This window comes from Streptococcus sp. 2_1_36FAA, assembly GCF_000161955.2.
GTDB classification, from domain to species: Bacteria; Bacillota; Bacilli; order Lactobacillales; family Streptococcaceae; genus Streptococcus; species Streptococcus gordonii.
In genome coordinates this window covers 141,330-168,325 of sequence record NZ_KI391975.1, presented here as the reverse complement: position 1 = coordinate 168,325, position 26,996 = coordinate 141,330, and the positions used below count along the sequence as shown (strand labels likewise).

Below are 26,996 nucleotides of genomic sequence, written 5' to 3'. Positions count from 1 at the left end.
CTGTCTGTCAGAAAATATCACTGACCTCAAGAACCGCTTGGAAAAAATCATCATTGGCTACAGCTTTGAAGGTAAGCCAGTAACTGCTAAGGATCTGAAAGCTGGTGGCGCTATGGCTGCTGTGCTCAAAGACGCTATCCATCCAAACTTGGTTCAAACTCTGGAACACACGCCAGCCTTGATCCACGGCGGACCTTTCGCCAACATTGCTCATGGCTGTAACAGTGTCCTAGCTACCAAGCTGGCTCTCAAATATGCCGACTATGCAGTTACAGAAGCTGGTTTCGGTGCTGACCTGGGTGCTGAGAAATTCATCGACATTAAGTGTCGTACATCTGGCCTTCGTCCATCGGCTGTAGTTCTGGTAGCTACTATCCGCGCTCTCAAGATGCATGGTGGTGTGGCTAAGAGCGACCTGGCTGAAGAAAATGTCCAAGCAGTTGTAGATGGACTGCCAAACTTGGAAAAACATCTGGAAAACATTCAAGATGTTTATGGATTGCCAGCAGTCGTTGCCATCAATAAATTCCCGCTGGATACCGAAGCAGAATTGCAAGCAGTTTATGAGGCCTGCCAAAAACGCGGAGTTGATGTCGTGATTTCTGATGTCTGGGCAAATGGCGGAGCCGGCGGTAAAGAGTTGGCTAAAAAAGTCGTTGAACTGGCCGAAGGAGACAATCACTTCCAATTTGTATATAATGAAGAAGACTCCATTGAAACCAAACTGAACAAGATCGTTACCAAGGTCTATGGAGGCAAGGGCGTTCGCCTGACTCCTGCCGCTAAACGCGAGCTCAAACAACTAGAAGAGCTGGGCTTCTCCAACTATCCTATATGTATGGCCAAGACTCAGTACTCCTTCTCAGACGATGCTAAAAAGCTAGGGGCTCCTAAAGACTTTGTTGTGACTATCAGCCAGCTCAAAGTTTCTGCTGGTGCAGGCTTTATCGTTGCTTTGACTGGTGCAATCATGACTATGCCAGGACTGCCTAAAGTGCCGGCCAGCGAAAAGATTGATGTTGACAAAGATGGCAATATCAGCGGTTTGTTCTAATAAATACCAAAAATGACACATATAACTCTTCTAAAATCAAGCGATTTTCAAGTTTCTGATTGGTCGGGGGGAAAGACAAAACAGCTTTATCTTTTCCCTCCAACTGGCCGCTATGGCAAGCGGGAATTTGACTATCGGCTCTCAACAGCAACAGTGGAAGCAGCTGAAAGTGAATTTTCTGACTTGAGTGGCTTTCACCGCATTCTTATGAGCCTAGATCATCCTCTTAGCCTGCTCAATGCTAGTAGGGAAGAGGAAACGGTTCTAGATCCCTTTACCCCCTATTTCTTCGAAGGGAGTGATTCTATCACAAGTCGCGGGACTTGTACCGACTTTAACTTAATCTACAGCGACCACTATCAGGGACAGATGATTACCATCTCAAATGGGCAAGAGCTTAGCCGAGATGACGAAATTCAATTTATCTACGCTTTGACAAATCTAACAGTGATTGGAGATAACTTTCCACCACTTGATATAGAGGAAGGAAATCTTCTGATAGTGGAAAAAGAGACTCAGGAAACTGAGCTGCATATAATGTTTTCATGTAACCAATCTAAAGGCTCTCCTCTTGCCATTTGGGCTGGTTTAAACCACATCCCCGCTAAGTAAAGATACAGTGATGCTCCAAGATTGGTCTGCCACCACCCTATCTTTACTTGGAAGGGATCCTCATAACTCTAAAGGAGAAACATTATTATGGATGCAAACAAACTCAACACACAAGAGCAGGAAAAAGCGAAATTCAGCTTTGCCGGTGCAACTCTTTATGGTATTAATGCCGTTATCGGCTCTGGTATCTTCCTCCTACCTCAAAAAATTTACAAAGGGCTTGGACCTGCTTCTCTAGCTGTCATGTTAGGGACTGCCCTCCTCGTTATTCTGCTAGCAGTCTGCTTGGCAGAAACTGCAGGTTATTTCAATAAAAATGGTGGAGCCTTCCAATACGCCAAGGAAGCATTTGGTAACTTTGTCGGATTTAACGTAGGCTTTCTGGGTTGGGCGGTTACCATCATCGCTTGGTCCGCTATGGCTGCAGCATTTGCAAGACTTTTTGTCATTACTTTTAAGGCCTTTGAACCTTATGAACTTTTGCTCAGTGTGAGCCTGATTATTTTGCTCAGCTTGATGAATATATCTGGTCTTAAGACTTCAAAAATATTCACCTTGACTGCTACTGTAGCTAAACTCATTCCAATCGTTGCCTTTAGTTTATGCGCAATTTTCTTTATTAAATCGGGAATTGATAAAGGAAACTTCACTCCGTTTCTACAACTAGATCCTAAAGTAGATGTCATGAAAGCTATCTCAAGTACAGCCATTTATATCTTCTACGGATTTATCGGCTTTGAAACCATGTCTATCGTTGCTGGTGAAATGCGCAACCCAGAAAAGAATGTACCTCGGGCTATCTTGGGCTCTATCAGTATTGTATCTGTTCTCTACATGCTCATTATCGCAGGAACTATCGCCATGTTAGGCAGCCGTATCTTGCAAACAGATGCTTCTGTACAAGACGCCTTTGTGGAGATGATTGGCCCTGCTGGTGCTTGGATTATTTCCATTGGAGCACTCATCTCTATCACTGGTCTTAATATCGGGGAGTCCGTCATGGTTCCGCGTTATGGTGCAGCTATCGCAAATGAAGGCCTGCTTCCTAAAAAAATAGCAGAAACCAACTCTAAAAATGCCCCTATAGTTGCCATTATTATTTCAGGAATCCTGGCCATCGCCCTGCTCTTCTCTGGTAAATTTGAAGAATTAGCAGCTCTCAGTGTGGTCTTCCGCTTCTTCCAATACATTCCGACTGCTCTAGCTGTACTAGTATTAAGAAAGAAATATCCAGACAAGAAAGTAGTTTTCCGAGTTCCATTTGGTCCAGTAATTCCAATTTTGGCGGTTCTAGTCAGCCTTGTCATGATTTGGGGTGAAAACCCAATGAACTATGTCTACGGCCTCATCGGTGTCCTTATCGCCAGTGCAGTTTACTTTATCTATATAGTACTGATTTGTAAAAATAAAGTTCTTGAACAAGAAGGAGAATGAATCTTATGACACATGTAATCAATTTGGATGGCGAACACCTTACTTTAGAAGACGTCATCGCAGTAGCTCGTCATGGAGCCACTTGCGAAATCGACCAAGAAGCTAAGAAAGCTGTAGAAGCTTCCCGCAAAATCGTGGATGATATCGTCCGCGAAAAGCGGGTCGTATACGGTGTTACAACTGGCTTTGGCTCTCTCTGCAATGTCAGCATCTCACCAGAAGATACGACTCAACTGCAAGAAAACCTAATCCGTACACACTCTTCAGGCTACGGCGATCCCCTGCCTGAAGATGCAGTCCGTGCGATTATGCTAATCCGGATTAATTCCTTGGTCAAAGGTTATTCTGGTATTCGTCTCTCTACTGTCGAAAAGCTCCTGGAATTGCTCAATAAAGGCGTTGTCCCTTACATTCCAGAAAAGGGCTCTCTCGGTGCCTCTGGTGACTTAGCACCACTGGCACACATGGTTCTGCCTATGTTAGGACTAGGTCGCGCTTACTATCAAGGTGAATTGCTCTCTGGGCAAGAAGCTTTGGACAAGGCCGGCATCGAAAAAATCGATCTAGCAGCCAAGGAAGGGCTGGCGCTGATTAACGGAACGACTGTCCTGACAGGTATCGGAGCTCTGGCTACCTACGATGCCATCCAGCTACTTAAGCTGTCAGATGTGGCTGGTGCTCTTTCTATGGAAGTCCACAATGGTATTACTAGTCCATTTGAAGAAGACTTACATACCATTCGACCTCAGAGCGGTCAGCTAGCTACAGCCCGGAATATCCGCAACCTTCTAGAGGGCAGTGGCAATACGACCGTAGCTACTCAACAACGTGTTCAAGACCCATACACACTGCGTTGTATCCCGCAGATTCATAGCGCTAGCAAGGACTCTATCGCTTATGTCAAAACCAAAGTTGAGATTGAAATCAACTCCGTTACAGACAACCCTATCATCACCAAAGAAGGCCATGTTATCTCAGGCGGTAACTTCCACGGTGAACCAATGGCTCAGCCATTCGACTTCCTCGGTATCGCTATTTCTGAAATCGGAAATGTATCCGAGCGCCGTGTAGAACGTCTAGTTAACAGCCAACTGAGCAAGCTACCATCCTTCTTGGTCAAACACCCAGGACTCAACTCTGGCTTTATGATTACCCAATATGCTTGTGCTTCGCTTGCATCTGAAAACAAGGTTCTGTCTCATCCAGCCAGCGTAGACTCTATCCCATCTTGTGAAAACCAAGAAGACTTTGTCAGCATGGGAACTACTGCAGCACGCAAGGCAGCTGAAATTCTTAAGAATTCTCGCCGTATTGTGGCAACAGAAATCATGGCAGCCTGCCAAGCTCTGGATCTGAAACCAGAAAACCATGAACTTGGTAAGGGAACCAAACCAGCCTACGACCTCTTCCGTCAGCATGTCCGCTTTATCGAATTTGATAAAGATATCGAAATCTATGAAGAGCTCAACAAGGCCTCTGAGCTGATTGAAAGTGATGAATTCCTAGCAGCAGTTGAAAAAGCTGTGGATCTAAGCATTCAATTCTAAATCTGATACTCTTTGAAATTGACTTTTGAAGGTCTTAAGCTCTTTTGACAGACTTCGGTTCTATCAGCAGTGGCTTACCTTATCAAATTTGGATTTTTTTTGAGTAAGAAAAGCGAATCAAAGAAGCCCGCGCTTGTTCAGCTGGGCTTTCTTTTTTCAACTAAAAGTCATTGACAGCCTTAGTAGAAACTCTTATAATAAAGTCGCTAGTGCCATTAAGCAAGGTCAAATACAAAATGAACATTTCAAGAGCAATCTTAGAAGCTAGAAAGAGTTTGATTAAGGAGAAAAGTAACAATGAAAAAAGCCTCTAAAGTAGACTATTTTGCAATTCTACATCCACTTGTCTTAATCATTTTACCAGCAATGGCCTACCTGATTTGGCATATGTTAAAAACCATTTTATTTACTTTTTTAAATCTCCTAATAGGCAAGCCTATTGTTAAACAGGACGATAGCTTTCTCATTGTATTTTTTTATATATGTATCGCTGTTTTTATCCTTTATTCAGTCGGCTTTTTAGCACAACTAATGCTCCATATTTGCAATAGCAAAGAGAGCACCCTTTTACCTGTTTGGTGCATGCTTACAGCTTTAATTCTACTTGTACCAACGGTTGAAAATGGCCGAATCCTTAGCTCTGGATGGACACCATATGCTTATTTTCTTTCAATTGCAGCCTATATTGCTTATCTCTTTTCGAAAAGGCCAAAGGTTAGAGAGGGCTACCGGTCTAACGCTAAGATACGCTACGCTACATGGACTGCATTGATTCTCGCCATTATAGTGGCTTTCTTGTAAACAATTCCCTCTCCACTAAGCTCCTTTCCCCGCAGAAAGTCATTGACAGCCTTAGTGGAAACTCTTATAATAAAATCGCAATATCGTTATGGAAAAGGAAAAGATTATGTTAGAAGATTATTATCAGTTAGATAACAGCTATTATCAACGGGGGGTCGAAGATAATTTATACGCTGCAAAATGGGGTATGGTTATCGAATTCTTGAATTTAAATGACCCAAACTTAAAACCTTTTGAGGGAGTCAACTTTGCCCTAATTGGTTTCAAGAGCGACAAAGGAGTCTATATCAACCACGGTCGGGTTGGAGCAGTTGAAGGACCACAATCTATCCGTACTCAGTTGGCCAAACTGCCTTGGCATCTAGGTCGAAACGTCCGTGTCTTTGATGTCGGTGATATTGATGGTCCCAATCGGTCTCTTGAACAACTCCAAAGCAGTCTAGCAAAAGCTGTCAAGCGCCTGCGGGAGCTCAATCTTCGTCCCATCGTACTGGGAGGCGGACACGAAACAGCCTACGGAAACTATCTCGGACTCAAGTCTTCACTAAAACCCGAGCAAGAATTAGCCGTCATCAATATGGATGCCCATTTTGATCTTCGCCCTTATGACCAGACTGGTCCCAATTCCGGTACTGGATTTCGCCAGATGTTTGACGAAACTTTAGCTCAGAAACAAGTCTTTAACTATCTCATTTTAGGTATTCAAGAACACAATAATAACCTCTTTCTCTTTGATTTTGTAGCCAAGTCTAAAGCCATCCAGTTCTTAACTGGATTAGATATCTACCAAATGGGCCACAAGGAAGTCTGTAAGGTTGTTGATGCCTTTCTTGCAGACAAGGAACAAGTCTATTTGACCATTGACATTGACTGCTTTGCTGCTGGTGCCGCTCCTGGTGTCAGTGCTATTCAGTCACTGGGCGTAGATCCAAATTTAGCCGTTCTGGTCTTCCAGCATATCGCAGCTTCAGGAAAGCTAATTGGTTTTGACGTGGTAGAAGTTTCTCCACCCCACGATATTGACAACCATACAGCCAACCTAGCTGCCAGCTTCATCTTTTATCTGACCCAGGTCTGGGCCCAAATACATGATTAATCTTTTTGTCAGAATAAAAAGAGAGGATGAAATTCATTTTCATCCTCTTTTATTTTATATTTGATTATCGAGACAGTCTCAAGCGCAAGCTTTCCAGTTCTTTTAACTGATGGCGGTCCCGATAAAAATTAAGATGGCTTTTAGCCGTATCATAGTAATAATCAAAATCCCGAGTCAGTAGCTCTTCAAAACTACTTTCTTTCAAATCCCCTACCAGAAGTTGATACTTAATCACTGCCATCAGGTAGTAAATTAAGCCCTTGTCTCGAGGGTTGCCATATCGGCTAATCAATTCTTCTTTCTTTCTCAGCAAGTCCAAGACTGGCTGATAGTCTCCTTTTTCACAACTAATCAAGCCTAGATAGACTTCCAACTGAGTCTCCTTCCAAGGAAAACTAAGAGATTCCATAGCTTTTTTAGCTTTCAAAAGGATCGCCTCTGCCTGCTGATAATCTCTCAGCTGATAATAGGTCATACCTAAACCAATATAAAAAGCAAAAATTGATGGCTCTGCCGTTTTATTTTCTGTTAGATCAATCGCTTCTTTCTGGTGGGCCAAGGCTGTTGTAAAATTCCCGCGAATCTGCTCAATCTCTGCCAGATAATCTAAAGCCGCTGCAATCTGAATCGAATATTTGGAGCGAAGCGAGTCTGTTAGGCTGAAACAATCAATAGACTGATAGAGATGGTGAAGCGACTGTTCTTCATCTCCGATCATGAGATGATATAGCCCTTTCAGACGAAGATTAACGGCAATAGCCTCGTGATTATTGGCCTGGACTGAAGCATCCAGAGCACGCTCCGTATAATAGCGCATTTCAGGAATATTCTCCGTCTGAATACAATAATAGATCATCTGCCGATAACCTTCCAGAAGGAACTCCATTTGTTGTAGTTCCTTGGCTGAAGCAATCACCTGCTGGATATTGTCCATCCCCTGCTGGTAATTTCCTGTCCGAATAGCATAGCGCCCTTCCAGATAGAGGAAACGAAGTACCAGCAATTGAAAATCCTTATGGTTTTGATGTTTGCTTTCTAAGTCCTTTATTTCCTGACGAATTCGATCAAATTGCTCTAGAACAGCAGCCTGGTTGTTATCCTCAGTCTTTTCAATAAAACCAAACTCCCGTGAGTAAATTGGAAAGAGCTCATGGTGAAACTGTAAAGTAGCTTCCAAATAATGCAACTCGTACTCTAAAGACTTGATCGGTTGCTTAGACATCTTATAATGATAGGCAATTTCATTGAGCAACTGGGAATGATAAAGGGGGTCTCCCAAGCATTCTTCCATACTCTGGGCAATCTGATGATGCAACATCCGGCGCTTGGCTATTGACAGACGCTCATAAGCATATATTTGCAGGAGTTCCTGGCTAAAATTCACTACCAGTCTGTCCTCTTCTTCCACCTCAATTAAGAGTCTCTTTTGTCTCAAAGCCTCAATAATTTCAACCAAGTCTTCCACAGGCAAAGCAAGTAACTTGGTCAAAAAGGAAAGTGACGCAGGTTCTCTGAAACAAGCTAGATAGTCCAGTAGCTCCTCTTCCCCACTGCTAAGATGATCCAGTTTCAAAGACAGCTTAGCCTTAATAGCCGGCGTCAATGGCTGAAACTTTTCTCCTCTCAAGAGTTGCTCAGCATATTCTGACAGGAAGAATGGAATCCCCTGGCTAACTCGATAAATGTCTTTGACTTTTTCCTCAGAAAGAGCTTCTATGCCCTTTTGAGCTTGTAGATAAGCTACACTATCTTGAAAATTGAGGGGCTTCAGCTCAATAAAATCAATCTTATCACGAACCAGCAAATGATTGAAAAAATGCTCCAAATAAGAAGGAGTACTGAGGTGTTTGGTCAACACAAAGGCTACTGGATAATCATACATATGGTTCATGACCTGTTCCAAGACCGCAGTACTAGCTGCATCCATCCAGTGACAATCCTCAATTAAAATTACCAGAGCTTTTTTCTTAGAAATTTTCTGCAGAATATCGACTACAAACTGAGCTAATTTGTCTGCATCTAACTCGGCTCCAGAGATTCCTCCTGTTAAGATTGGAAAATAGCTTTCCAAAATGACTTGCCACTGACTAATTGTAAGAATCTGATGCTGAATGACCAAATCACCCAAACCATCCAGTAGACCACGCCAAGGCTGAAGTTCAGACTTCATTTCTTCCTTGAAACACTCCGTCATAACAATTTGAAAATACTTGGTCTGATTGGCTAGCACCTGACGAGTCACAGTGCGTTTCCCTATGCCTGTGCCACCCACTAGGACTAGAGCACGCGCCTCCTGTTCTCCTAAAATCTTAGAAAAATAAGACTCCAACCGCTGGATTTCACTTACTCGACCAAAAAAATGGTCCGTATTCCGAAGAAACTGTTTGGTTTTTCTTTCACTCCGGTCTTTAGCAAGAACTTCGTGATAGAGCTGTTGAATAGACTCATTGGGACTGATTCCCAGTTCCTTATCCAAGAGATTCACTAGTTTATAGTAAGTCTCAATAACTTTACCTGGACGATCATTGTCTCGGTAGAACTTCATGAGCAGGTGATAATTCTTTTCATCAAACTCGTCCAAGCTAATCAAACGACGCAGATTTTGCTCGGCTTCTTCTAGATTCAGCCGGTCCTTTTCTTTTTCAAGCTGATGGTAGCAAGCTTGGACATAAAGTTGCTCATACTGATTCCGCATTTTGGAAACCCAATAATCAAATGCTTCGCTATCCTTGAGATAGAATCCCTGCAAAAAATCGCCTTGATAGAGAGACAAATGCTCTGCTGGTTGAGCTATAAAACTCTCCACATCACTTTCAATTTTGAAGGTGGGATTAAGAGACAAAACTGTCCTGTTGGGCGCAATAATCCAATCTCCTCCTAAAAGTTTATTGGCTTGGTAGATAGTATTACGCAGATTTTTTTTAGCAGTCTGATTATCCTTATTTTCCCAGAGGATTCCTGCAATTTCTTCTCGATTAACCGCTCCATTAATATGAAGGTAGTAAATCAAGGCATTTATTTTAGAAAAAGGGAAGAATACTTCCTCCTGATCAAGAAAAACACTGGGGCTTCCCAATAGTTTTAAGCTCAAAAGTTTTTTGTTCATGCAAACGCCTCCAAGAAAGCTTATAGAACTACTATAAACAAAAATAGAAAGTTTCGCAAGCAAGGAAGACTACCAAGCTTTGGTATGCTTCTTTTAAGAAGGACAATTGAGAAGGATTGCTCCTTTCCAGACAAGTCAATTTAAGAGGCCTTATCCTTATTGATCGAACAAAGAATTTTCTTTTGAAAATAGCTCTTCTTTATACCCCTATAAACTTTTCTATCGTTTGGTTCTTATGACTTAAAAATATTTGTCCAAAACTGGCGTAGCCAAGCCCAGCAACGGACAAAGAAGGCTGGTCGATTTAAGAGGCTTTTAAAACGGGCAAGTTCCTTTTTGACTTCCTTTTGAATACTCTCTTTCCCTGGAACATAAACACTTTTAGCTGAGAGATACCCCATTGATCCTCGATTATTTTGTGGTGCCTTAAATCTTTTGCCTCCATTAGCCATCGCTCTTCTGCGAAAAAGAGGGTCCCAAACGGCTGGCGTTTTAACATCATAGCGAGTATGGGAAGCCCGATTCCCTGGACGATTGCGGTCGCCATAGTTAAAGCTAGCACCATTAACAAGGCCATTTTGGCTAGCCCCTTCTGGGTCTATAATATTGAGGAAGCGACCTTGCTGATCTAAAATGAATTCTGTATGGAAATCAAGTAAAATTTTGATATTAACTTGGCTTCTTTGACCATCTGGATAAAACACCTGGCTTGAAAGCTTATCTATATAAGCTTTATTATGCAAACGAGAGGACTCATTGAAACTATAAGGCATACTTGGCTGAGACTTAAAATAGCTGGCTAAGGCTTCTGCATCTGTCATCCCCTCTGCTCTAAAATGCTCTCGGACCCACTGGGCTTGTTGACTGGAAATCAGATAGCGAAATTGATGGACCTGGCTTTTCAATTCCTGATTGCCATCAGTTTGACTGAAATCATCAGCTGGAAAGGCCGTCTGTACCGTTTTAGCAAAAGTTCGCCAAAAACTGTCGTGAGGTGCCAAATCCGGACTGAACTTCTCTAGAAGCGAAACAACTTCATCCTGTCCCCCTTCTAACTCTTTGGGCATTTCCACACAGGCTAGGGCAAGCACCAGTAATTTCTGAGCTTTGAGAGGGGAAGCCTGACGACTATCTAACTTCCATAACTCTTTAAAGAGCTCACTGCCAAAAAGTTGAGCTTCTTGCCAAGGCACTTGAACATTTACTGTCCCAATGTTTCGGCAGATCTCTTCCACTGCCTCATGTGACCAGCCCAGCTCTTCCAGCCACTTTTTTTGATTCTCTACTTTATTTGCCACTGGCAAGTTCCTTCCCGTCTTTTTTATCTATTATATGCATTTTTTATTTCTTCCGTCAAACTAGAAGACTGCCTTTCTATAGGATAGCAGAATTTTTTCTAAAGTTGATCCTTTTTTGCCTAAGAACCACTTGACTGTATTCTTGGCCTATTTTTTGCTATACTAATAATAAGAAAACTCGAGGTACAACATGACACCTAATAAAGAAGATTATCTGAAATGTCTCTATGAACTTGGAACTAGACATAATAAAATCACTAATAAAGAAATCGCCCAGCTCATGCAAGTCTCTCCGCCAGCTGTAACAGAGATGATGAAGAAGCTACTAGCTGAAGAACTACTCATTAAGGACAAAAAAGCTGGTTACCTCTTAACCGATTTGGGGCTAAAATTAGTTTCAGACCTCTATCGTAAACACCGGCTAATTGAAGTTTTTCTAGTCCACCATCTGGGCTATACGACAGAGGAAATCCATGAGGAGGCTGAGGTTTTAGAACATACTGTTTCTGACCATTTTGTTGAAAGACTGGATCAGTTGCTGGATTATCCCAAAGCTTGCCCTCATGGAGGAACCATTCCAGCTAAGGGAGAACTCCTAGTTGAAAAACATAAACTTACTTTAGAAAAGGCTAAAGAAAAAGGCGATTATATACTGGCCCGTGTCCATGACAACTTCGATCTCTTGACCTACCTGGAAAGAAATGGCCTTCAAGTAGGCAAAACTATTCGTTTTCTAGGCTACGATGACTTTAGCCACCTCTATTCTCTTGAAGTGGATGAGCAAGAAATCCAACTAGCCCAACCTATTGCCCAACAGATTTATGTAGAAAAGATTTAAAAGTTCTTTGAAATTCAAAGGGCTTTTTTTGACAAGATAATAGAAAAGATATATAATAAGTATACTTACTATTTTGGAAGTGGTATAAAAATGAAGCAACTTGATTTTAATTCAATTTATAAAAATGATTCCCAACAGTCTACTGGTCTCCTCTTTATCCGTGCCTACCACAAGTGGCATGGTCTGATTAAAAGCCAACTGAAAACAATTGATCTGACCCATCCCCAATTTGTCGTTTTGACTAGTCTTGCAGCACTTCTACGTCAGCAAGAATGGGTGAGTCAAACCGATATCGCCCGCTTTTCTGACATGGATGTCATGACCGTATCCCAAATCATCCGACTCTTGGTCAAAAAAGACTTAATCATGCGGGAAATCCATCCCAAGGACAGTCGTGCAAACATCATACTTCTGACAAAACAGGGACTGCAAAAGGTCAATCAAGCCCTTCCTTTAGTTGAAGGTATTGATCAGGCATTCTTTGGGAAATTAAAAAACAAAACGGAAATACTGAATCAACTCTTAATCAAACTGGAGACCGAAAATGACTAGATTTTGGATTGGCGTCGTATCAAAAGAACATGTACTAAGAGGTGTGGAAGGTGGTTTTTGTCAAGTCTGCCATGGAAAGAAAGCACCACTAAACCGAATGAAAAAAGGAGACTATCTTCTGTACTACAGTCCTAAATATCAGATGAATGATCAAGAAAAACTGCAGGCCTTTACAGCAGTTGGTAAAATCCTAGATGATACTGCCTACCAAGTAGAGATGTTCGAAGATTTCTTCCCATTTCGGCGAGAAGTCAGCTACTATCAACCGGTCAAAGACTGCCCCATTGAGCAAGTCCGCCAGCATCCTCAGTGGCGTCAATACGCCTCCCAGCTAAGATACGGACATTTCGAAGTTTCGAAGGACTTCTTCCTTTATGTTTTTGATCAAATGAAGGTCGACCGTCCTACAAATAACTAGAAACAGCTATGCTTGATTGACTTTTCCCTCAAAAGACCGTATCAGCTCTTTCTCAAAAAATGAAGTTCCGATTCATTACATGAATCGGAACTTTTGATTTGTAGTGGAATTCTTAGCCAACTAAATCAACAAGAAAGCCGATAGCATACCTGTAACCACATTGGCTAAAGCATGCATGATCCAGCTGGCTAAAATAGAACCGCCAGATTTCTTTTCATTGACAAAACCTAGATAAGCTGCAATGACACCAGTACACAAAATGATGACTAGGGTTTGCAACCAAGAAACCTCTGTTATAAACATAAGACCATGAAGGAGCCCAAAAAGAGCAGCTTGTATGGTATTAGCTACTCCAAAAGGCAAGCAGACAGAGAATCTTTTTAAAAGAAAACCTCTGAATAGTAACTCTTCTGGCAGGGAAGTTTGAAAAAGACTATAAATCAGAACAGCTGGCAAGGCTTGGAAGCCGAGGCCAGAAAAACTTGAAGTTGCAGTTTTAAGATCTTTTACAATAGTATACAGTACTAAATATGAAAAGATAGTGAAGCTTAGCAAACCAAGAAATATCCAGAGCCACATCTTATGATTGCCAGTATCTTTTAGTGGCTTAAAGCCTATCCAATCTAAAAATGAACTTTTCCTTCTTGCCGTCACAAACCACCAAATAAAAGGAAGCAACATAAACAAAACAATTTGAATCAGAGCATTCGTCATTTGTTGAATAAGATTTACCATCATTAGAAACTCCTTTCTCTCATTTCTTTACCATCATTATATAAAGCAAACTTCAATTATTTATTAAGTAATTATAAATTGTTTCTAAAGAAAAAAGAGGTTTTAAAGGTATAAAACTCAAGATTTTACTGCTTCCATTTTCTTGCCATTCCATTTACATTTTGCTAAAATGAAGTCAAAAATCAGTGAGGAAAAATCATGCCACAAGAACTTTTTAAAGAATTTGCCCAGCTAGATCAAGTGGAAGCTATCGTTCTCGGTGGCTCTCGTGCTGGACAGCATTTTGACAAAGACTCAGACTATGATGTTTATATCTACTTAACAGATTCTATTGCTCCCCTGACTCGACGCGATATCCTCAGCAAGTACTGCTCCTACATGGAAATCGGCAATCAATTTTGGGAACTAGAGGATGACTGTGTATTAAAGAGCGACATCGAAATTGAGCTTATTTACCGTACACTGGATGATTTTGATAAAGACCTGCAAACTGTAATCCTAGATCACCAAGCTCAGAATGCCTATACCACCTGTATGTGGCACAATCTGCTCCACAGCAAAATCATCTACGACCGAAATGGTCGCTATGAGGCGCTTCAAAATAAGTACAGACGACCTTATCCAGCTGAACTGAAAAAGAATATTATTAAGAAGCAGCTCCTTCTACTCGATCAAGCCATGCCAGCTTTCTCCAAACAAATAGAAAAAGCGCTCAAGCGTCAAGACCTGCTCAGTATCAATCACCGCAGCAGTGAATTTTTTGCTTCCTATTTTGACTTGCTCTTCGCCCTAAACGAACAGACGCACCCTGGAGAAAAGAGAATGCTGGAGTTTGCAAAAACCAACTGCACGCTATTACCTCAGCATTTTGAAGAAAATATACAGACCTATTTTCAAAAGCTCTACACTGAGCCCGCTGAAGCGTTAAAGCTTATCAACCAGCTAGTGACGACCATCAAAGAAATCATTCCTCAAGAAATGATTGATGGTTTTTAGAAATGTTTTAGGAAATTATACATTCATTGCTACAGAAGCAAAAAAAAATTAGGAGTTTGAACACTAGTGTTCAAACTCCTTTTCATACTTCTTCTCAGCGATTTTTCGTGTCCAGAATAATAGTTACTGGGCCATCATTGATTAGCTCTACCTGCATGTCTGCGCCAAAAACACCCGTTTTGGTTGGTACTTCTTGCGCCAGTAGCTGATTAAATTCGTCGTAGAGACGACTGGCTAATTCGGGTGGCGCCGCCTTGACGAAAGCTGGCCGATTTCCCTTCTTAGTATCCGCATGCAGGGTGAACTGAGAAATAGAAAGAATCTCCCCTTCAATGTCTTTAACAGACAGGTTCATCTTGCCCTCATCATCAGAAAAAATCCGCATATGAACGATTTTACGAACAGCATAGTCCAAATCATCTGGACCATCATCTGGCCCGACTCCTACCAAGAGGAGCAAGCCAGACGAAATTTTGTTGTGTACTTGGTTCTCAATCGATACCTGAGCTTGTTTTACACGTTGAATGACAATTTTCATTTCTCTGCTTCTATTCCCTTTCCATCTGGATATCCTCTATCCTACACAGCAACTTCGTCCGCATACTTATCCATTGGTCCGCTTAACTGAGTAGACCTCCGGCACGCTCTTAATCTTATCCACTACCGTCGTTAGCATAGATAGATTAGCAATACCAAAAGAAACGTGGATATTGGCAAATTTCATATCCTTGGTCGGCTGGGCATTAACGGTAGAGATGTTTTTAGTTGTATTTGATAAAACCTGCAGCACATCATTGAGAAGACCTGTCCGATTTAATCCATAGATATCGATGTGGGCAGTGTATTCTTTGGTCGTATTATTTTCTTCCCACTCGACATCGATCAGGCGCTGCTCATAATTTTCCTGAGCCTTAAGGTTCATACAATCCAAACGATGGATAGCCACACCACGACCCTTGGTAATGTAACCAACAATATGGTCACCTGGAACAGGGTTACAACATTTGGCAATCCGAATCAGTAGACCAGATGCCCCCTGAATGACTACACCTCCCTCATGTCTGACCTTGAGGGTTTCTTTGTTTTCAACCTTGACCTCGCCACCTTTGACTAATTCCTCAGCCTCAGCTCTAGCCTTGGCCCGTTCCTCTTCACGGCGCTCTTTTTCCGTCAGACGATTGAAAATCGAAATGGCTCCTATTTCACCAAACCCAATAGCCGCAAACAGAGCTTCTTCTGTCTTATAACTGGTCTTTTGCAGGACCTCTTCCATATGCTTCTTGTCCATGTACTTATTGGCGACATAGCCATTTTCTTGGAATTGAGCCTGCAGAAGTTCCCGACCTTTAGAGATGGATAATTCCTTATCTTGGTTTTTGAAAAATTGGCGAATTTTATTGCGAGCCTTACTGGTCTTAACCAGACCAATCCAGTCTCGACTGGGACCAAAAGAATTAGCACTGGTGATAATCTCAACCTGGTCACCCGTCTTAAGCTTAGTCGTCAATGGAACCATACGCCCATTGACCTTGGCACCTGTTGCCCTTTCCCCGACCTTGGTATGGATCTCGTAGGCAAAATCGATCGGTCCTGAATCTTTAGGTAAGGCACGCACAGAGCCATCAGGCGTAAAGACATAGATTTCTTCAGCCAGATAGTTTTCTTTGACTGAATCCACAAATTCTTTGGCATCGCCAGACTCCGCCTGCAATTCCATCAATTCTTGAATCCAGTTCATTCCGATTGCAGATTCTTTGCTATCGACCTTGCCTTTGATGCCCTTCTTATAGGCCCAGTGAGCTGCAACCCCGTATTCAGCGACTTCGTGCATTTCCTTGGTCCGAATCTGAAACTCAATCGGTCCCTTAGGCCCATAAACCGTCGTATGGATGGATTGGTAACCGTTGGCCTTGCGGTTGGCGATATAATCCTTAAAACGACCCGGCATTGGTTTCCAGAGCTCATGAATATAGCCAAGCATTGCATAGACATCGCTTGGTGTCTCCAAAATGCAACGAATAGCAATCAAGTCATAGATTTCATCAAATCGCTTTTTCTTATCCTGCATCTTACGGTAGATCGAGTAGATGTGCTTAGGTCGCCCATAAATCTTTCCATGTAGATGGCGTTCAGCTGCATAAGTCTCAATCTTACTCACGACTTCTTCGACCAGGGCTTCTCTTTCACGTCGTTTTTCCTTCATCATGTGAGAAATCTTATAAAACTCGACTTCATTGAGATAGCGGAAAGACAAGTCCTCCAACTCCCACTTGACGCTTGAAATCCCCAGTCTGTGAGCCAAGGGAGCATAGATCTCCATGGTTTCGCGCGAAATCCGCTCCTGCTTATCCTTGCGTAAGTGCTTGAGCGTCCGCATATTATGCAGACGGTCCGCCAACTTAACCAAGATAACCCGAATATCCTCCGACATGGCCATCAGCATCTTACGGTGATTCTCAGCAAGCTGCTCCTCGTGGGATTTGTACTTGACCTTCCCCAGTTTGGTCACACCATCTACAATCGTCCGGACATCTGGACCAAACTCACGCTCTAAATCATCTAGGCTAGCATCTGTATCTTCTACCACATCATGCAAAAAACCACAGGCAACTGTAACTGCATCAAGCTTAAGCTTAGCCAGGATCCCAGCTACCTGAATAGGATGAACAATATAGGGTTCTCCCGACTTGCGAAATTGCCCGCTATGACAGTCCACTGCATATACCAAGGCTTTCTGAACAAAAGCCACATCCTCAGCTGCTAAATATTTCCTTGTTAAAGCGACGACCTGATCGCCCGTTAAATTCACTTCTTTTGGCATTCATTCTCTCCAATTTCTTGCCTATTATTTTATCATTTTTAAGGCAATAAGAAAACACTTATGCAAAGATGAACTGCACCCCAAAAAGTTAGACAGAAAAATCTAACTTTTGGGGTCAGTACAAAGAGCCTGGCTTGTTTTAATAAAAAGACAGCAGAAATCAAAAATACTGTACCTCATCCGATGAGATACAATATCATTTAGTTCATTAGTTCAGACAAAACACTGACTGCGGTCAAGGCATAAAGCGGAGCGGTTTCCGCCCGCAGGATACGTGGACCTAGACCAGCGGAGACAGCCCCTGCTTGGCCAAAAGCTGCTATTTCCTCTGGCGATAGACCGCCCTCCGGTCCGAAGATAAAGAGCACTTTTGCGCCGACTGCTAAGCCTGACAGAGCCCGGACTAGAGCTGCAGATTCTCCTTCTTTGGCTGCTTCTTCATAGGCCACGATGATGCAGTCAAAGGCTGCCAAGGCCGCCAGAAAATCTGCCTTTTTATCAAAGAGCCGAACTTCTGGAATTAGATTGCGCTTGCTCTGCTCTGCTGCTCCCTGAGCAATTTTCTCTAGTTTTTCACTCTTTTTAGCCAGCTTTTTGCCATCCCACTTGGCCACCGACCAGTCCGCTGGAAAGGCCCAGATAGCACAAGCTCCTAGCTCCGTTACCTTTTGGGTGATAAACTCTAATTTATCACCCTTGGGAAAGCCTGAAGCAATGGTCACTTGAACCGGCAACTCTGTATTGTCTGCCAGCTCCTCCAAGATTTCCAAGCTCTGCTGGTTGGGATCCAATACCCGAGCCAGCCGTTTCACGCCATCATCAAAAACCAGTGTGACTTGGTCGCCCTCTTTGAGCCGCATGACCGAAAACATATGTTTGGCCGTGTCCTTATCCGTGACAACCAGAGGAGACTGAGGGTTTCCTTTTATAAAATATTGCTGCATCTAACCACCTATCACGCCTGAAATATCCTGCGTTTTCTTAAAGACACAGGCATTCCATTCGCCCTGAATCATATGCGTTTCTAGGAAAAATCCTGCTGCTTCCGCTGACTCACGCACCATTTCCCACTTCTCAGAAATGATTCCACTCATAATCAGATAGCCTTCATCCTTGACCAAACGATAAGCATCCTCAGTCAGATGGATGAGAATATCGGCCAAAATATTGGCAACAATGACATCCGCCTTGATTTCTACACCTCGAAGAAGATCCCCCGGCGCCACATGGATGTTCTCCATACCCGGGTTGAGCTCAATATTTTCCTGAGCCACGCGCACCGCCACCTCGTCTAAATCATAGGCGTAGATGTCCTTAGCGCCTAAGAGAGAGCTGGCAATGGAGAGGACACCGCTGCCTGTGCCTACATCCAGCACAGTTTCTCCGCCACGTAGGACCTGCTCCAGCGCGAAGAGGCTCATCTTGGTCGTCGGGTGAGTCCCCGTACCAAAGGCCATGCCAGGATCCAGTTTGATAATCTTCTCACCAGCTGTCGCCTCATACTCCGTCCAGGACGGCACAATGGTCAAGTCATGGGTGATCCGAGCCGGCTCAAAGTATTTCTTCCAGTTGTCCGCCCAGTCTTCCTCAGCCAATTCCTGCCGAGTCAGCTGAATCTCTCCCGTCTCCAAGCCGAAGCCATCCAGCTCAGCCAGTCGCTCATTGGCCTGGGCCGCAACAGCTTCTATATCCACTGAATCCGGATAGTAGCCCGTAATCTTCACTCGCTCGCTCTGCTCAACTTCTGGAAAAAGCTCACCGTATTGGTCAACCTGCCCCAGATAGTCTGCGCTGTCATCGATAGCCACGCCCTGACTACCCAGCTCAATCAGAATATTCGAGGCTGCTTCCTCCGCCTCACGCTTCACTTCAATCGTTAATTCCTGCCAAGTGTCCATCATTAAATACCAAGCCCGTAAAACACAAAGCCAAAATAGGAAATTCTCTGACGACGATTGAGTCTAAGAGAACCTTATCTTTTTGCCACAGTGTTTAGGGCGGGTTCAGTTTAGAAATTCAACTGAACAATCCTTTCTTTGTTTATTTCAATGTCTTCGTCATGTAGACCATATCCATGCCCTCTTTTTCGGGCTCAGTATGGGTCTGATGGTAGCCGTTTTTCTCATAAAAAGCCACCATACCTTTGTCCTGGAAAACCGTACACAAATCCCATTTCATAATAGTAGAGAATGTCTCTTCAATCAGAGAGAGCCCCTCGGAGCCATATCCTTTATTCTGGCGCTCTGGCAAAATCGCCACTGTCCCAATCCAGCCTGCTGTCTGTTCATCATTTGTATTCAAGCGAATAAAGCCCAGAATCTTCTCATCGTCTTTGACAAAATAATAAAAACTATTGGGACGCTCAACCAGTTTCCATCGAATCCGCTCACGCTCCTCCAGATAGGGGTCGTATTGATCCTGATATTTCTCATAAACGGCCTTAAAACTCGCTCGCTGAATGGCAATAATAGTCTCTAAATCCTCAGCTCCCGCCCGCTCAATATGAATCATGCTCGTACCTCCAAATAATCACTCAACCTGTCCTGCAGCTGCGGAATAACCTTTTTATCTGATAAGAACTGGCTCACATCCATCATCTGATAAGCCTGTCCCTCATCACCAAAGACGATACTAGCACATTCTTCCTGAGTGATGGTTCCGACCATAAAAATAGAGGTTTTGTCTGGATCAAGCATTCCTTGATAGTCCTTAGCCCAGACAACAGCCGCTTCTTCAAGCTTCAAACCAAGCTCTTCAAAAACTTCTCGTTGGACACATTCAAAAGGAGTCTCCTCTCCCTCGCGGCCACCGCCCGGCAACTCCCACATATTAGGGTATGGAATGCTTGCCTTATCATCTCGCAAGATAGTCAGTAGCTTATCATCACAGATTAAGGCAATCTTGCAGCCAGAAAATTCCATCTGTTTGTGCAGTAAATCTAGTCCTTCTGCATCCACCATAAGCGCCTCCTAATACCTCGGATAAGGATAAAAGTCTGTCTCAGTCAAGTCAGCTCTGCCATTTTCAAAAGCCTCAGCATTCCAAGCTATCTCAAACTCTGCCGCCTCTGGATCTGCTAAGAAGTCCATGAGGGCATCGAGGCCAGACTCAGCTGTTTGGGTTAGGAAATCCACGAAATAAGACAGAAATTCTCGCGACAGCCCTTTCTTCGGCTCATAGGGCAGGGATGCCAGATAATCCTCTGCCTCAAATCGAGACTTGGTCGGATTATAGAAAAGTACGGCTTCCTCAAAGTAAATATCCTCAGCCGAAGCATTGCCCTCAGCATCAACCGTCTCAATACCGCCTGGATTTTGCACCTCAAGGAGAAAGGCGACCTCGACTGCGTGATTCTTCTTGTCCCAGTTTATCTCATAGTCAAAAGGAAAGCTCTTCACCATTTCCTCGTCCAATATCTCCAAAAAACCGTACTTAGCCATGATTTCCTCTTTTCATTGTGATAAAATATTACTATCTACAATAGTAACACAAAAATCCAAGAAAAACACTTGCAGAAAGGAAATCTTATGCCAGAAAACCTAGCCCTGCGCATGCGGCCGAGCGACATTGATCAGATTATCGGCCAGCAACATCTGGTCGGACCTGGAAAAATCATCCGCCGCATGGTTGAAGCCAACCGCCTGTCCTCGATGATTCTGTATGGGCCACCCGGCATCGGCAAGACCTCCATCGCCTCGGCTATTGCCGGCACAACCAAGTTCGCCTTTCGGACCTTTAACGCCACCGTAGATAGCAAAAAACGCCTGCAAGAAATCGCTGAAGAAGCCAAATTTTCCGGCGGACTGGTGCTCCTGCTGGATGAGATTCACCGCTTGGACAAGACCAAGCAAGACTTCCTGCTGCCGCTATTAGAAAGTGGCCTGGTCATCATGATTGGAGCTACGACGGAAAATCCTTTCTTTTCTGTCACTCCTGCCATCCGAAGCCGAGTTCAGATATTTGAGCTTGAGCCCCTCAGCAACGAAGACATCCGGACTGCCATTCAGCTAGCCTTGACAGATAAGGAAAGAGGATTTGATTTTCCAGTGGAGCTAGACGATGATGCTATGGATTTCATTGCCATCTCTACCAACGGAGACCTGCGCTCCGCCTATAATTCGCTGGATTTAGCCGTACTCTCTACCCCAGAAGATGACAAGGGCATCCGCCACATCACGCTCGACGTCATGGAAAACAGCCTGCAAAAGAGCTACATCACCATGGATAAGGATGGGGACGGTCATTACGATGTCCTCTCTGCCCTGCAGAAGTCCATCCGTGGCTCCGATGTCAATGCCAGCCTCCACTACGCAGCTCGCCTCGTTGAGGCAGGAGATCTGCCTAGCCTAGCTCGACGCTTGACCGTTATTGCCTACGAGGATATTGGCCTAGCAAATCCTGACGCCCAAGTCCATACCGTTACAGCTTTAGAAGCAGCTCAGCGGATTGGCTTTCCTGAAGCCCGTATCCTTATTGCCAATATTGTCATTGATTTGGCACTGTCGCCCAAGTCCAACTCAGCCTATGTGGCAATGGACAAGGCCCTGGCCGACCTAAGAAAGAATGGAAATCTGCCAATCCCACGCCACTTACGTGATGGCCACTATGCCGGAAGCAAGGAATTAGGCAACGCACAGGACTATCTCTACCCTCACTCCTATCCTGGCAATTGGGTCAAGCAGGACTACCTACCTGATAAGATAAAAGACTCCAATTATTTCACGCCTAACGAAAACGGCAAATACGAGCGAGCCCTTGGAATGACAAAGGATAAGATTGACCAACTAAAAAAATGATGGTATCGTTTGCAAAAAATCATGTTTTTCTCTTGAATTTTTCAAAATTTATGGTATTATAATTATAGAAACGCTGTGGTGTACGACTTCACACTTAAGTGTTGACCGACTATTTTTTGTATTATTAGGGAAACAAAAGACTTCTAACAGCATGCAGGCCGTATCACGCGGAAGCAGCTTCAGTTAGAGCGAGTTGCCCACCTGCTTAATTGCGCGGGTTCAATACAAATCGTGAAGGTCCGGCACCAATACAGCTTTTTCTGTTGCCTCCTTAGCTCAGTTGGTAGAGCAGTAGACTCTTAATCTATGGGTCGCAGGTTCGAGCCCTGCAGGGGGCATCCAATAATTCAACAGGAAGCCTGATATATCAGGCTTTTTTGCTTGTCTATAACTGATTTGCCCCATCATTTGCCCCACATTTTTTTATGAGCAATCTTTCCAGATATCTCTAATTTGATTAAATTCTTCAAAAATTTTCTCTTCTAAAGTGTGTCCATATACTTCTACTAACATTGAAATATCTCTATGCCCTAGAATTTTTGCAATAACTCCAAGGTCAAATCCTTTGTGCCAGAGGTAGCTTCCATAGGTATGACGTGCTCCTTTTGTCGTGATAATTGGATAAATATCTAATTCATTTAAAAGAACACTTAAAGCTTTATTGACACTTGCAATATCTGGTACCAAGTGAATATATCCATAATGCTGAAAAATCATTTTATACCTATTCTTGATTCCTAGCTCTTTATTAGCCTTCTCCTGTTCAATTTTTAGGACTTGTAATATCTTAATACATTCTTCGTCTATCGGTACCATCCGAATAGACGTTTTGTTTTTTGGAGGGACAAATTTATGAGAAAGGGTATTAAACCTCCTATATGTTTTTAGCAGTCCTCTGTCAAAGTCAACTTCATTCCAAGTTAACGCTATTAACTCTCCAAACCTCATACCTGTTTTTAATAGAAAATAGACGATATAAGGAACAATTGAATGTTGGTAATCAAATTTTCTCTTTACTGCTAAAAGTAAATCCAGATAGTCCTTTTCTGTATGTAAATATTTCTCTTCTGTCATCTGTTGTTCTTTGGATGAAAATAACTCGACATGTTGTGTAAAATCATCAATTAGAACTTTGTCGGCAATTGCCATTTGGATGCTCTGATGAATCCCAGTATTCAATCTACCAAGAAAATTTCTACCAACTGTTTGCCCATACTTATTCATAATTCTTTGGTAGTCACTCGCACGAATTTGAGTGACTTTTTTATTTCCAAATAATCTTTCAATTGTGTTTTTACGGAGAAGATATTTTCTCTTTGTCTCTTCCGACCTACTACTCGGAAGAATTTTTAGTTCAAGCCATTCTTGATACAGATCTACAAGAGAAATATCTCTAGAAATTCTTTTTCCTAAACGAAGTTCTTGCAGAATCGGTTCAGCTTCTGACTCTGCAAGTTTTTTTGTTTTAAAACCGCTATTATGAACAACAGTTTTCCCTTCGCTACGAATTTCATAGGTCCATAAATTACTATCTCCTCGCTTTCGATAACGAACACTTGCCATATTACGCCACCTCAGTTCCTAGAATCTCATTTACAACACTTTTTGGAACAACCATCAAACGTTTGCGATTATAAAATGTATAGCCTCGTGAGACAAGTAATTCTCTTGCCTGATGAATGATATCATTTGCTGTATGAGGGCGATAGCCCATTTCAATTAATTCTTTGTTACTAATTAAATTATTGTCCATAGTTATCCTCCTTATTTATTTTCTAAATTCAGAAACTCGCCTACAAGTAGTTGTAATTCTGCATTTAATTTAGGGAGATTCTGTATTAATACTTCTTTTAATTCTTCCGCAAATTGGTTCGTTTCTTCTCTCAATAGTTTGCGGACTCTTGTTTTTTTCTTTTTGATGCTGTCTGATTTTAAATTTGGAAAAGCCAATGATAACAGTTCAGGATTGTTGAGAAAGATAATTGTAAATGCTCTTTGCTCCACTCGAATATGTTCTAGCTTATAAAATCCGAAATTATCAAGTCGATTCATAACATCTTGGACCATCTCCTCACCAATCGCTTTGGTTCTGAGTTGGAACTCCAGTCTCCACCAAAACGGATTTACAGCCAAATCTAGCTTCTCTTCGCGCTTGTGAGCAATGATTTCTTTATTCTTATCATATAACCTAACTTGTACATTACTACCGCTAGAACCCCAATATTTCGTCTCTAATTCGCCCCCTCTACCGTAGAAGACCTTATGGGTAACACCACCTTTAATATGTTGCAAATTAACGATTTCAGGCTTGTTGAAAATGTCAAATGCCAAATCAAAACGAGACAAACGTACCGTCAATGAATTCAATCTAGCAAAGTACATTAATTGCCTCCATACTTGCATTCCATCAAATTCTTTTAAAGTATTAGGATTGAAATCAATTCGAATCAATTGTTCATTTCCATAAATGGCTAATTGGAAAAATATAATATTGATCGAATCATACTCATTAAAATATTTAGCTAAAGTAAAGACATCATCTCGTACGTTATCATTTATTTCAAATGAGTCAACTTTTGCACTTATTGCCTGTTTCAGATTTTTGAAAATTCGTCTTAGGGAACCCGTGTCTGTATCCCAGATAACCGTTAATCTATCAATACTGACATCTAACCGCTGTACTAATTCTCCTACATCACATCGTTCTTGAATGCTTCTTAAATCTTGTATAGAAACCAACAAAATTGTCCCCCCTTCTTTTAGATTTTTTAGGTTTCAGAAACACCGTCAAATCAACGATTGCTCGTTCCGTCGTTCTTTGGGCGTTGCCCTAAGTGTCCCTTTTTGCTGGCTGTTAGAATAGCCAGCTTTTGCTTGGCTAGAAATTGTCTGGACGGCAGCCTGCAGGACTTCGCCTGACTTCCCGTCAGGCTCGTCCCTTGCCCTTGTCCACACAATTTCTAGCTCCAAGGCTTCGAATAGTCATCAGTCATAGTCATAGTCTCGTCCTCAAAATCCTCCTCACTCACTATTCCTAAACACATGAATCATTTGTATCATTTATAACTTATTTGTAAGTTATAAATATATTTTATAAAAAATATTTGGGCAAGTCAACTAAAAACTTGATTTGTAAATTTTTAGGTGATAAAATAAGTTAAAAATAAAAATAGGAGTTTCCCATGACCTTTATTATTCAAAATTTTGGACCCAATTTGGCACGATTGCGCATAGAAAAAGGAGTAAGCCAAACTCAACTAGCTGAAGATTTAGGAATCGGTAAACAGTCCATCTCTGATTACGAAAAACAAAAAAGCTATCCTACCTTTGCAAATTTGGATAAGATAGCAGAATATTTTAATGCAACTCCAACCCAACTATTTGGAACTAGTAAAGAGATTGAGTTAGAAAAGAGTGTTCTTGAATCTAATGAATACTCTGATAAAGTAAGTGAGATTTTAAAAGCTGTCAAATACATCGAAGATTTTCTAGAAACTGATGGACAGTACTTAGAGGATTTACTTTACTTAACAAGAGGCAACCAACTATACACAGAAGATGGAGATGAGTTGTATATTGATCCAACTTCTCAGAAAAGAACACTTCATAACCAATATGAACCTGGTTTTATTGAAGCAAGGGATAAATCTCCACTAGAACTCTTAATTGAAAATAAGGAATTGTTTGATAAATAGAAAAAGCGAGGATAACCTCGCTTCAGATTGAAGTTAAAATCTTTAGAAGACACTTTTATAAGGACTTTGTCTTCAATCTGTGAAAAGGAGTGAAAACTCCTTTTCTTTTTGTAAGTCAGACTGAAACTTCCAAATTGTTTATTTATTTTATTGACATTTTCTATAAAAATAAGTACAATAGTTTTATTAGAAAACTATACTATATAGGGGGTATTGAAATGAAATTTTCTAATCGTTTACTGCTATTCCTTGCAGGAGTTGTTTTTGTCCTTTTAGGACTTTTCCTATTTACAAATCCAGTAGCTAATCTTGTTGCTTACAGCTGGTGGATTTCATTTAGTTTACTGGTTTCTTCTATAGCAGCTATTTTAGGCTATTTCTCTGCACCAAAAGAGCTTCGCTCACCTGTTTATCTTTTCCAAGGATTTGTTAGTCTTCTCTTAGCTCTTTACCTCGTTGCTTATGGCTTTGTGACCCTGCCGGTCGTCATTCCGACCATTGTAGGAATTTGGTTAATTGTAGAAGCCATTATTGCTTTCTTTAAAGGCAATCGTCTAGGATTGATTTTCCCTATTATTGGTAGCAATATCAAGTGGGTAGCCTTGCTTGAATTTTTACTAGGTCTAGTGATTCTGTTCAATCCAGTGGCTACAGGTGTCTTTGTCGTTTATGTCATTGCCTTTTCATTTTTAGTTACTGGCTTCACCTACATTATTGAGGCCTTTCGTAAATAGTCTAGTTGCTATTTCTATCGCATTCAAAAAAGCTGGGAAATCATATTCTCAGCTTTTTCGTCTCTTTAATTATCACTTTTTCGCATTCCATTCTACGTAGAAATTTGTTTTTCCATTTTATTCTCCAATTTGATCTCGCACTGACATTTATTTATAACAAAACTATATATCTAGAATAGCATAATCATTAGGTATTATAGGTTTTCAAACAAAATACGAGTCATTCGTTTTTGCCCCACTTTTGCCCCATTTTTAAATCATGACATTGGAAATACCTAAAAGTACTTCCCTAAAATCACTTATATTTCAATATTTTTAATTACTCTCAATATGAAAATCCTTTCCAAATCCATGCAGGGGGCATAGAATATAGAAAAAAGCCTTGATTTACAAGGCTTTTTTGCTTAAATTTTTAGGATATTCTGAGTCTAATATAGATGAAATTCTTTTCTCATAACAAAAA

The 26,996-nt window shown here is 41.9% G+C and carries 27 protein-coding genes and 1 tRNA gene; 14 read left to right on the top strand and 14 right to left on the bottom strand.

Annotated elements, in window-relative coordinates; translation table 11 throughout:
* The 6 genes from HMPREF0847_RS06140 to HMPREF0847_RS06115 form a co-directional block, all read left to right on the top strand.
* Positions 1-1,054 (top strand): formate--tetrahydrofolate ligase (locus HMPREF0847_RS06140; RefSeq protein WP_020992719.1); only part of this gene is annotated, 1,054 nt, incomplete at its 5' end.
* Positions 1,055-1,066: 12 nt separating this feature from the next.
* Entirely contained in the window at positions 1,067-1,666 is a 600-nt protein-coding gene (locus HMPREF0847_RS06135) for a HutD/Ves family protein (RefSeq protein ID WP_008809792.1), read from the top strand.
* An 87-nt stretch (positions 1,667-1,753) separates the two neighbouring features.
* Positions 1,754-3,100: an APC family permease gene (locus tag HMPREF0847_RS06130; protein WP_008809793.1), complete on the top strand. Its 1,347-nt coding sequence runs from the start codon at positions 1,754-1,756 to the stop codon at positions 3,098-3,100.
* Between the two features lie 5 nt (positions 3,101-3,105).
* The gene (gene hutH, locus HMPREF0847_RS06125) at positions 3,106-4,647 is read left to right on the top strand and encodes a histidine ammonia-lyase (protein WP_008809794.1); all 1,542 of its coding nucleotides are present in this window, start codon (positions 3,106-3,108) and stop codon (positions 4,645-4,647) included.
* A gap of 297 nt (positions 4,648-4,944) precedes the next feature.
* Complete coding sequence (locus tag HMPREF0847_RS06120; RefSeq protein ID WP_008809795.1) at positions 4,945-5,448, top strand: hypothetical protein; 504 nt, start codon at positions 4,945-4,947, stop codon at positions 5,446-5,448.
* A 106-nt stretch (positions 5,449-5,554) separates the two neighbouring features.
* Positions 5,555-6,544, top strand: coding sequence for a formimidoylglutamase (locus HMPREF0847_RS06115; protein ID WP_020992718.1), 990 nt, complete (start codon positions 5,555-5,557; stop codon positions 6,542-6,544).
* Between the two features lie 64 nt (positions 6,545-6,608).
* Here HMPREF0847_RS06115 and HMPREF0847_RS06110 read toward each other — a convergent pair whose 3' ends face one another.
* Positions 6,609-9,650, bottom strand: coding sequence for an AAA family ATPase (locus HMPREF0847_RS06110; protein ID WP_008809797.1), 3,042 nt, complete (start codon positions 9,648-9,650; stop codon positions 6,609-6,611).
* A gap of 233 nt (positions 9,651-9,883) precedes the next feature.
* A complete protein-coding gene (locus tag HMPREF0847_RS06105) occupies positions 9,884-10,948 on the bottom strand; it encodes a DUF3114 domain-containing protein (RefSeq protein ID WP_020992717.1) in 1,065 nt (354 codons plus the stop codon).
* Between the two features lie 190 nt (positions 10,949-11,138).
* Here HMPREF0847_RS06105 and HMPREF0847_RS06100 point away from each other — a divergent pair, with 190 nt between their 5' ends.
* The 3 genes from HMPREF0847_RS06100 (at position 11,139) to HMPREF0847_RS06090 (ending at position 12,756) form a co-directional block, all read left to right on the top strand.
* Positions 11,139-11,786, top strand: a complete 648-nt coding sequence (locus HMPREF0847_RS06100; protein ID WP_008809799.1) for a metal-dependent transcriptional regulator — start codon at positions 11,139-11,141, stop codon at positions 11,784-11,786.
* A gap of 90 nt (positions 11,787-11,876) precedes the next feature.
* On the top strand, positions 11,877-12,338 hold the full coding sequence (locus tag HMPREF0847_RS06095) for a MarR family winged helix-turn-helix transcriptional regulator (protein ID WP_008809800.1): 462 nt from the start codon (positions 11,877-11,879) through the stop codon (positions 12,336-12,338).
* Positions 12,331-12,756, top strand: a complete 426-nt coding sequence (locus HMPREF0847_RS06090; protein WP_008809801.1) for an EVE domain-containing protein — start codon at positions 12,331-12,333, stop codon at positions 12,754-12,756. The genes HMPREF0847_RS06095 and HMPREF0847_RS06090 overlap by 8 nt, the downstream gene beginning before the upstream one ends.
* A 120-nt stretch (positions 12,757-12,876) precedes the next feature.
* Here the strand turns inward: HMPREF0847_RS06090 and HMPREF0847_RS06085 are convergent, their stop codons facing one another.
* Positions 12,877-13,491, bottom strand: coding sequence for a CPBP family intramembrane glutamic endopeptidase (locus HMPREF0847_RS06085; protein WP_008809802.1), 615 nt, complete (start codon positions 13,489-13,491; stop codon positions 12,877-12,879).
* Positions 13,492-13,689: 198 nt separating this feature from the next.
* On the opposite strand from HMPREF0847_RS06085, the gene HMPREF0847_RS06080 reads away from it, so the two are divergent.
* A complete protein-coding gene (locus tag HMPREF0847_RS06080; protein WP_008809803.1) occupies positions 13,690-14,487 on the top strand; it encodes a nucleotidyltransferase domain-containing protein in 798 nt (265 codons plus the stop codon).
* Positions 14,488-14,581: 94 nt separating this feature from the next.
* Here HMPREF0847_RS06080 and dtd read toward each other — a convergent pair whose 3' ends face one another.
* The 7 genes from dtd to HMPREF0847_RS06045 form a co-directional block, all read right to left on the bottom strand.
* Positions 14,582-15,025, bottom strand: a complete 444-nt coding sequence (dtd, locus tag HMPREF0847_RS06075; RefSeq protein ID WP_008809804.1) for a D-aminoacyl-tRNA deacylase — start codon at positions 15,023-15,025, stop codon at positions 14,582-14,584.
* A gap of 66 nt (positions 15,026-15,091) precedes the next feature.
* Entirely contained in the window at positions 15,092-17,308 is a 2,217-nt protein-coding gene (locus HMPREF0847_RS06070) for a RelA/SpoT family protein (protein ID WP_008809805.1), read from the bottom strand.
* 200 nt (positions 17,309-17,508) lie between these two features.
* Positions 17,509-18,252, bottom strand: coding sequence for a 16S rRNA (uracil(1498)-N(3))-methyltransferase (locus HMPREF0847_RS06065; RefSeq protein ID WP_008809806.1), 744 nt, complete (start codon positions 18,250-18,252; stop codon positions 17,509-17,511).
* On the bottom strand, positions 18,253-19,206 hold the full coding sequence (gene prmA / locus HMPREF0847_RS06060; protein WP_316242238.1) for a 50S ribosomal protein L11 methyltransferase: 954 nt from the start codon (positions 19,204-19,206) through the stop codon (positions 18,253-18,255).
* Between the two features lie 142 nt (positions 19,207-19,348).
* Positions 19,349-19,819 (bottom strand): GNAT family N-acetyltransferase, encoded by a 471-nt coding sequence (locus HMPREF0847_RS06055; protein WP_008809808.1) that lies wholly within the window; start codon positions 19,817-19,819, stop codon positions 19,349-19,351.
* Positions 19,816-20,268 (bottom strand): NUDIX hydrolase, encoded by a 453-nt coding sequence (locus HMPREF0847_RS06050; RefSeq protein ID WP_008809809.1) that lies wholly within the window; start codon positions 20,266-20,268, stop codon positions 19,816-19,818. Before HMPREF0847_RS06050 ends, HMPREF0847_RS06055 begins: the two co-directional genes overlap by 4 nt.
* Before the next feature lie 9 nt (positions 20,269-20,277).
* Positions 20,278-20,748, bottom strand: a complete 471-nt coding sequence (locus HMPREF0847_RS06045) for a DUF3013 family protein (protein WP_008809810.1) — start codon at positions 20,746-20,748, stop codon at positions 20,278-20,280.
* An 87-nt stretch (positions 20,749-20,835) separates the two neighbouring features.
* Between HMPREF0847_RS06045 and HMPREF0847_RS06040 the strand changes: the two genes are divergently transcribed.
* Together HMPREF0847_RS06040 and HMPREF0847_RS06035 are read left to right on the top strand one after the other, a co-directional pair.
* Positions 20,836-22,104, top strand: a complete 1,269-nt coding sequence (locus HMPREF0847_RS06040; protein WP_008809811.1) for a replication-associated recombination protein A — start codon at positions 20,836-20,838, stop codon at positions 22,102-22,104.
* A gap of 265 nt (positions 22,105-22,369) precedes the next feature.
* Positions 22,370-22,442: transfer RNA gene (locus HMPREF0847_RS06035), tRNA-Lys, on the top strand.
* 85 nt (positions 22,443-22,527) lie between these two features.
* Here the strand turns inward: HMPREF0847_RS06035 and HMPREF0847_RS06030 are convergent.
* Genes HMPREF0847_RS06030 through HMPREF0847_RS11370 form a run of 4 tightly spaced genes read right to left on the bottom strand, consistent with a single transcriptional unit; the run spans position 22,528 to position 25,074 of the window.
* Positions 22,528-23,667 (bottom strand): tyrosine-type recombinase/integrase, encoded by a 1,140-nt coding sequence (locus tag HMPREF0847_RS06030; protein ID WP_008809812.1) that lies wholly within the window; start codon positions 23,665-23,667, stop codon positions 22,528-22,530.
* 1 nt (position 23,668) lies between these two features.
* Complete coding sequence (locus tag HMPREF0847_RS06025; RefSeq protein ID WP_000369785.1) at positions 23,669-23,857, bottom strand: DUF3173 domain-containing protein; 189 nt, start codon at positions 23,855-23,857, stop codon at positions 23,669-23,671.
* A gap of 11 nt (positions 23,858-23,868) precedes the next feature.
* Positions 23,869-24,846 carry a replication initiation protein gene (locus HMPREF0847_RS06020; protein WP_008809813.1) on the bottom strand — a complete coding sequence of 326 codons (978 nt, stop codon included), beginning with the start codon at positions 24,844-24,846 and terminating at the stop codon, positions 23,869-23,871.
* Positions 24,847-24,891: 45 nt separating this feature from the next.
* The gene (locus HMPREF0847_RS11370; protein ID WP_037622451.1) at positions 24,892-25,074 is read right to left on the bottom strand and encodes a hypothetical protein; all 183 of its coding nucleotides are present in this window, start codon (positions 25,072-25,074) and stop codon (positions 24,892-24,894) included.
* A gap of 212 nt (positions 25,075-25,286) precedes the next feature.
* On the opposite strand from HMPREF0847_RS11370, the gene HMPREF0847_RS06010 reads away from it, so the two are divergent.
* Positions 25,287-25,799, top strand: coding sequence for a helix-turn-helix domain-containing protein (locus HMPREF0847_RS06010; protein WP_003013606.1), 513 nt, complete (start codon positions 25,287-25,289; stop codon positions 25,797-25,799).
* 218 nt (positions 25,800-26,017) lie between these two features.
* Positions 26,018-26,533 (top strand): DUF308 domain-containing protein, encoded by a 516-nt coding sequence (locus HMPREF0847_RS06005; RefSeq protein WP_008809815.1) that lies wholly within the window; start codon positions 26,018-26,020, stop codon positions 26,531-26,533.
* Positions 26,534-26,996: the final 463 nt, after the last annotated feature.